Annotated in this window: 5 protein-coding genes; all 5 read right to left on the reverse strand. The window is 50.8% G+C overall.

Annotated features, from left to right (window positions below; genetic code table 11):
• The coding region (gene nifJ / locus IKG78_RS18500; RefSeq protein ID WP_290946243.1) for a pyruvate:ferredoxin (flavodoxin) oxidoreductase at positions 1 to 3,374 on the reverse strand (3,374 nt) is incomplete at its 3' end.
• Positions 3,375 to 3,563: 189 nt separating this feature from the next.
• Entirely contained in the window at positions 3,564 to 4,016 is a 453-nt protein-coding gene (locus tag IKG78_RS18505; RefSeq protein WP_290946245.1) for a hypothetical protein, read from the reverse strand.
• Between the two features lie 156 nt (positions 4,017 to 4,172).
• On the reverse strand, positions 4,173 to 4,895 hold the full coding sequence (locus tag IKG78_RS18510) for an N-formylglutamate amidohydrolase (protein WP_290946247.1): 723 nt from the start codon (positions 4,893 to 4,895) through the stop codon (positions 4,173 to 4,175).
• Complete coding sequence (locus IKG78_RS18515; RefSeq protein ID WP_290946267.1) at positions 4,892 to 5,587, reverse strand: peptidase-C39 like family protein; 696 nt, start codon at positions 5,585 to 5,587, stop codon at positions 4,892 to 4,894. The genes IKG78_RS18510 and IKG78_RS18515 overlap by 4 nt, the downstream gene beginning before the upstream one ends.
• A 209-nt stretch (positions 5,588 to 5,796) precedes the next feature.
• Positions 5,797 to 7,482, reverse strand: a complete 1,686-nt coding sequence (locus IKG78_RS18520; RefSeq protein ID WP_290946268.1) for a glycosyl hydrolase family 8 — start codon at positions 7,480 to 7,482, stop codon at positions 5,797 to 5,799.
• Positions 7,483 to 7,582: the final 100 nt, after the last annotated feature.

A 7,582-nucleotide genomic window follows, 5' to 3' on the forward strand; every position in this document is an offset into this window, starting at 1 on the left:
GGAGCCTTTCCTTCGGCGGCGAGAGCCGGGTTGTAGCGGAGCAGAGTCCAGTAACCGGAATCCACGGCCATCTTCTGGTGCTGAAGCTGGCTGTTGAGATCGAAACCGTGGTTGATGCAGGGGCAGTAGCAGATGATCAGGGACGGACCATTGTGAGCTTCTGCTTCCTGGAGAACCTTCAGGGCCTGAGCGTCGTTTGCACCGAGGGCGATGCGACCCACGTAAACGTTCTTGTAGCTCATGGCGATAAGGCCGAGGTCCTTCTTGCCAGCGCGCTTGCCAGCGGCAGCGAAGAGGGCGACGGCGCCACGGTTCGTGGCCTTGGAAGCCTGTCCACCGGTGTTGGAGTACACTTCGGTATCGAGGACGCAGATGTTCACGTTTTCACCGGTTGCCATCACGTGGTCGAGACCACCGTAACCGATGTCGTATGCCCAACCGTCACCACCGAAGATCCAGACGGACTTCTTCACGAGGTAGTCGGCGAATTCGTCGCGGAGGCTGACGGATGCTTCGTCGGTAGCACCGGCGAGGGCGGCCTTAAGGGCGGCGACGTTTTCACGCTGGGCCTTGATGCCGGCTTCGTCGTCCTGCTTCTGGGTCGTGAGCTTTTCCTTGAGTTCGGCAGGAACGTTCACGGCTTCGAGGAGGCTAAGAGCCTGCTTGGCATGCTTCGTGATAGCGAGGCGCATACCGAGACCGAATTCGGCGTTGTCTTCGAACAGGCTGTTTGCCCAAGCGGGGCCGCGGCCTTCCTTGTTCTTTGCCCACGGAGTAGTCGGGAGGTTACCGCCGTAAATGGAGGAGCAACCCGTAGCGTTGGCGACAACCATGCGGTCACCGAACAGCTGAGAAACGAGACGCACGTAAGCGGTTTCGCCGCAGCCTGCGCAGGAGCCGGAGAATTCGAACAGCGGTTCGAGGAGCATGGCCTGCTTGACGAGGTTCTTGTTGACCTTTGTGCGGTCGAATTCCGGGAGATCGACGAAGAAGTCCCAGCACTTGCCTTCCTGGACCTTGATGGGTTCCTGCGGCACCATGTTGATGGCCTTCTTGGTCTCGTCGGTCTTGTCCTTACCGATACAGGCCTGCGTACAGACGCCGCAACCCGTACAGTCGTAGCTGGACACGGAAATAGCGAACACCGGCTTGTCGGAACCTTCGAGCTTGAAGCCCTTGGCCGGAGTGAACTTGAAGCCTTCCGGAGCGTTCTTCATGGCGGATTCGTCCACAACCTTCACGCGGATGGCAGCATGCGGGCAGACCATAGCGCACTTGCCGCACTGCACGCAAGCGTCCGGATTCCAGGACGGGATGTTGAGGGCGAGGTCGCGCTTTTCGTACTTGGTGGTAGCGGTCGGGAACACGCCGTCGCAAGGCATCTTGGAAACGGGGAGGAGTTCGCCGTTGCCCTTGATGATTTCTGCGGTGACTTCGTTCACGAACTTCGGAGCGTCGCCGTGGATCGGAGCGCGGAATTCCTTCGTGCTGGTGACAGTAGCAGGAACCTTGACTTCGAACAGGTTAGCAAGAGAGGCGTCGATAGCGTCCCAGTTCTTCTGGACCACTTCCTGACCCTTCTTGGCGTAAGTCTTTTCGGCGTACTTCTTGATGTACTTGATGGCGGTTTCGGCATCGAGCACGTTACCGAGCTTACTGAAGAAGCAGGTCTGCATCACGGTGTTGATGCGGCGGCCCATGCCGGTCTTAGCGGCAACGGCGTAGGCGTCGATCACGTACACCTTGAGGTGCTTCTTGATGATTTCTTCCTGCACCGGACGCGGGAAGGTATCCCACACGGTGTCGGCGGAATGCGGAGTATTCACGAGGAAGGTCGCGCCATCCTTCGCGTACTTCAGCATGTTCACGGATTCCAGGTGCGGAGTGTGGTGGCATGCCACGAAGTCGGCTTCGTTTTCGCCAATCAGGTACGGGGCGTCGATGATGCTCTTACCAAAGCGGAGGTGAGAGGTGGTCATGGAGCCAGACTTCTTGGAGTCGTAAACGAAGTAGCCCTGAGCGTAGTTGTCGGTTTCGTTACCGATAATCTTGATGGAGTTCTTGTTGGCACCCACGGTACCGTCGGAACCCAGACCGAAGAACATGGCCTGGAAGAAGTCGCTTTCGAGCTTGAAGTTCGGGTCGATGGTGAGGCTCGTGTGGCAGACGTCATCGTTGATACCGACGGTGAAGCGTGCCTTCGGGTCGGCCTTGGCGAGTTCGTCGTAAATGGCCTTGACCATAGCCGGGGTGAATTCCTTGGAGGAAAGACCGTAGCGGCCACCGATCATCTTCGGCATGGCCATCTTGCCAGCCATCACGGCTTCGGAGATTGCGGTCAGGGCGTCCTGGAAGAGCGGTTCGCCAGCGGAACCCGGTTCCTTGCAGCGGTCGAGGACGGCAATCTTCTTGACAGTCTTCGGGAGAGCGGCGACGACGGCTTCCATCGGGAACGGACGGTACAGGCGGATGTTCACGAGACCGACCTTTTCGCCCTTGGAGTTGAGGTACTTGACGGTGTCACCGATGGTGCAGGTCGAAGAACCCATGGAAATGATCACGCGTTCGGCGTCGGGTGCACCGACGTAATCCACGATGTGGTACTGACGGCCAGTGTAGCTTGCGACCTTGTCCATGTACTTCTGGACAATTTCCGGAACCTTGGCGTAGAACGGGTTCACCGTTTCGCGGCCCTGGAAGTAGACGTCCGGGTTCTGGGCGGTACCGCGCATGGTCGGGCGGTCCGGAGTGAGGCAGCGTTCACGGCATGCCTTCACATACTTTTCGTCGATGACGTTACGGATAACGCCGTCTTCGAGAGCTTCGATCTTCATCACTTCGTGAGAAGTGCGGAAGCCGTCAAAGAAGTGCATAAACGGAACGCGGCTTTCGAGTGTAGAAGCGTGGGCCACGAGTGCGAGGTCCTGGCATTCCTGGACGCAGCTGGAGGCGAGCATTGCAAAACCCGTCTGGCGGCAAGCCATAACGTCGGAGTGGTCACCGAAAATGGAAAGGCCCTGCATAGCAAGAGCACGTGCAGTGACGTGGAAGACCGTGGGGGTCAGTTCGCCCGCAATCTTGTACATGTTCGGGATCATCAAGAGAAGACCCTGGGAAGCGGTGAAGGTCGTGGTCAAAGCACCGGCCTGCAGAGCACCGTGAACGGTACCGGCAGCGCCACCTTCGGACTGCATTTCAAACACGCGGGGAACCTGTCCCCAAATATTCTTCTTGCCTGCAGCACTCCAGTTGTCGGCGTGCTCAGCCATAGGACTAGACGGTGTAATCGGGTAAATTGCCGCGACTTCGCTAACCGCAAACGCAACGCTAGCGGTGGCCTCGTTACCGTCACACGCAATCATCTTTTTTGCCATGGATATCTCCAGTTTTTAGGTTTTTTCGAAAAAAATCTGATCATATACACCTTCGGCGTGCGTTACACGCATGAAGGGCAAAAATCCACGCTTAAAATTAAATAAGATTAAAGCGTTGGAACAATAAATTTTAAAAAAAATGCTGAAATAAGAGGCTTTTTTCGTTTTAAGAATAAGGCGAGCAATTATTTAGCCAACAAAAAACCAAAATATTAGGCCAATAGGTACGTTGCCCAAGATGTTGAAATAAGTTCTTTTTGAATTAAAGAAATGCCCGACTTCAAAGTAGATAAAAGGCGTTATTCCAAGTCGAGCCGACGCTCCATAATCAAAACCGTTTTCAGAAAACCACCCGATTTCCGGTCCTACAGTTAGGTCGAATAAAACGATTTGATATAAATACTTCAAGTTCGGTTGCAAGAAGAAACCTGATTGATGCTCGTTGAAATCGTAAATATATCGAGTTCTAACAGTCAAAATCATCTCGTTACCTGGAGAAATACAATATCTAGGAATGTGATTTAGGGATCGATTGTCGAGAAAGCTCCAATCGACACCGACGGCAAACATGTTTGATCCACCGCCAACAGACAAATCCCAAGGAAATGGCATACCACCGGCAAATGATTTTGCGGGTATCAAGAAAAGGCAAACTGCTAGAATTATGTTCGAAAATCGAATCGTCTTCTCCCAAGACCGTAGGCTTACGCATAAAGTCCAAAACATGCTTAAAAATAAATAAGATTGGTAGGAAAAACTGTAAGTTTTTTGCAAAAAAAAAGCGAAAATCGGGGTTCTTTACTTGGTTAGCAATTTTTGGTTTACTTCGATTTCAAGCCCGACGTAGGCGGGGCCGAACTTTTGGCGGAGTGTGGTGGTGAGACCGTCGGACTTGCCCAGATACGGATAGTTTCGGCGGATGCGGAGTGAGGGCTCTCGTTCGTGAATGCTCTTGATGAGAATTTCTGCAAGTTTTGCTTCGGCGGGACGGCTCGGGTCGTAGAGAATCCCGACATCGGCGTCGCGTTCGACACCATTTAATACAGGCGTAAAACTGTGGATGCCCAAATGGATAACTTTGAGCGGAATTTCATCTTCGGAATCACGCAATTTTTCTGGAATCGATTTTGCAACAAAGTTTTCAATCTTGTTGCGATACTTTTGCCAAAGGCCGGTTATGTGTTCCTTGACCGTTTGAGGCAAATGAACTGTATATTCCGAAAAAAAAGACTTGCTTGTCGTGCTGCGATTCAAATCAACGACTAGCCTTGAAAATGAACCCTGACAGTGAAAATCTGGTTTTAAACGTTTGACCAAATTGAAAAATACTTTGTACGCACCAATGTCGTAGCCGCGGTGGGAGGCGAGAATTTCGTCAGGAATCCCAAAAGTATTACAGGATTCTATGTCAAGACGTTTTGCCTCTTCAATGTTGCATTCACGAAAAGTGCGTACGACAATTCCCGGCAGAGCGTTGCTCGCGTGTTCGCAGGTAATCATCAGAGCCGGATTGTTCTTCATTTTTTCTCCACTACAAGAATGTTGCCGTCATAAGTCATGACGCCAAGCAAAATACTGTGAATCAACCGGAACTTATCTACTTTGTAATAAGGACCGCTTGCCATCGGGTTCGTACAGTCCGGATCAGCCACCATGAACTGCTTTTTTTCGTCAAGCCCGTAAAGCACCACGAAATGCCCCATCGGGTCGCCGTGGATATCGTCAAAGACGGACTTGTCATTATCGTTTGTGTATTCGCGGGGGGAGCGGTAAAGGTAGGTGGCGCTTAAACCGCAAAGTACCGGGATGCCACGCTTGAAGTAGCCTTCGAACATGCTTGCACGTAGGTCTGCCGTGGCAACCGTCCCACCCAAGTCAATGAATCGGATATAGGCTTCAATTGCTTTTTTAAGCTTGGGAGCGTGTTTTGCCTTGTGCAATGCGACGAGTTTTTCGCGAAGTTCGGGCATTTTGAGCTTGCTCCACGTCGGATCGAAAATTTTCAAGTTATAAGAATATATTGTAGCCTTGAATCCGCGTTTGAGGGCATCTATGCCAAGAAATACGCCTAGTGTGCCGCCTTCTTCCAAAAATTCAATTTCAGAAATGAGTTTGTTCAAGGAAATTTTATAGCCAAGATAAGAGTAAACTGCGTGTAGGCTAGTCGGTCCGCACGTAACATCGTCTGGCTGAGGAAGTATTTTCAAATCCATTTTGTTTTGCCTCGCATTGAATGTTGAACGTGGCGGTTTGTTTATCAAATCGTCATTCCGGGCGGTAATATAGAAAATTCGAAAAAAGAAAATGTTACAAAAAAACTATGCAGATGAAATTTATCTTTTATTTATAATTAGAGTAAGCGAAAAAAATTAAAAAAGGCGATCGAAGAACGATCGCCTTTTTAATGTTATTTGTGATTTTTTTATTTCACAACTTTGTAAGCCTTGTCGCCAATGATAACGAGGAAGTTGCCCTTGTTGCGGATGCTGATTTCCTGCATGGCAGAATTCGTCTTCGAAGCCTTGAGAACGCGGCCATTGAGATCTGTGATAGCGAACTTGGTGTTGATCGGAGCATTCTCAATGACGATGGAGTTGTTGGTGGACCAAACTCTTACGTTTCTGTTAAAGGCGAACGAAGAACGGATTGCGTCGGTCGTGTCCTTGTTAAGCGATGTGTCGCGTACGGTGGTATCCTGCTTGGTGGTGTCCGGGTTGTTTGCACCCGGCTTTGCGGCAACCTTGTAAAGCTGGCAAGATTCAAATGCATAGAACGTGGTGTCCTTTTCAATTTTGATGCCATTATATTCACTTGCGTTAACCGTCTTTTCCTTGACATCCGGTGCCGGCTTCCAGATCTTGAACGTTCCACTCAAGTGGAGCATGGCGAGGTAGTGCACCAAGCCATCGTAGTAACGGTACTGACCGGTCATGAGGCTTGCGTCCCAAGCCATCTTGAGATTCTTCTTGACGGCGTCATCATACTTTGAATCTTTGATCAAAGCCATTGCAGCCACGGCATTTGCGCCGGTTTCGCCAAGCGTGTACTGTTCCTGCGGGTTGGATCCATCCCAGTTGAAACGAGCGTGCTTGTAGTTGTCTTTTTCGAAGAAGTCGATGATGCGGCGGGCCATTTCTTCTTGGCGAGCAGAATCTGCGCCGAAGAGATAGTAGTCCATACCGAAGTTCATAGCGCAGCGCATGGCATCGTACATGTACTTTTCGGCATTGCCGTTGTAGCTAACGCCGTGCGGAGTACCGTCGAAGTTGTTGTAATCCGAGAACAAGCCGGACTTCGTATTAGAGGACTTGTACAAGTGGTCGCGCGTTGCCTTTGCTGCCTTGCTCCACTTATCCTGGTTGGAGGTGGACCAGCGGGCGAAAAGATCGACATAAGCCGGCAAATCGTAAGACGGGTCGGAGAAGTTGTTTTCGTTGCCCTGCGGCTGGAACGTAATGACGTAATGCTGTGGGTTGAAAAGGCTATGCTGGCCGTTGTCCCACATTTTCTTCAAGATGTACTGGGCGTCGTCCATGTACTTGCTGTCATTCCAGCGGTTCGCCGCAAAAAGGAGCGACATCATAAAATACATTTCGCCGTCCGGTGCGCAGTTATCGTCACCGCCGGAGCCGCTTTCGTTGCGCTGCCAAGCGAAGTAGCCATCCCAGCCACCGCTCTTGTGCCACATGTGGTTCTTGGCCCAGTTCCAGAGCTTGTCGAATTCTTCTTTGTGGCCGGTCTGCACAGCAATCATCATACCGTAAGACATGCCTTCAGAACGGACGTCTCTGTTGTTCACGTCGAGAATGTAAGCTTCATTACCCTTGTCGTAATAGACTTTGGAGTTGTTGTCGCCCTTAAAGTAGTGGTCCCACAACTGATCCATTTTTGCCTGAATTTCTTCGTCGGTCTTGCCTAAGACGGTCTTGAACGGGCTTTCGTAATTACCGGTGTAGTAAGCGCCGGAATAGTTTTTTTCTTTATCGCAGTCCGGGCCGTAATAGGCGCCGTTTTCGTCAAAAAAATTACCTGCGGTATCGGCTGCAGTGGCCATAGCGGCACTGAACAGCAAAGAGAGAGAGAATGCAGAAAGTTTTGTTGATTTCATGGCAACAATTATATTTTCATTTAGGTCGTTTTTATAGTGGTTTCGTTAAAATCCCGATGTAAGTTTTTACAACAATAACGCAGAATTTGTGAATCTGCAA

It is taken from the genome of Fibrobacter sp. (assembly GCF_017545445.1).
Taxonomy (GTDB): Bacteria; Fibrobacterota; Fibrobacteria; order Fibrobacterales; family Fibrobacteraceae; genus Fibrobacter.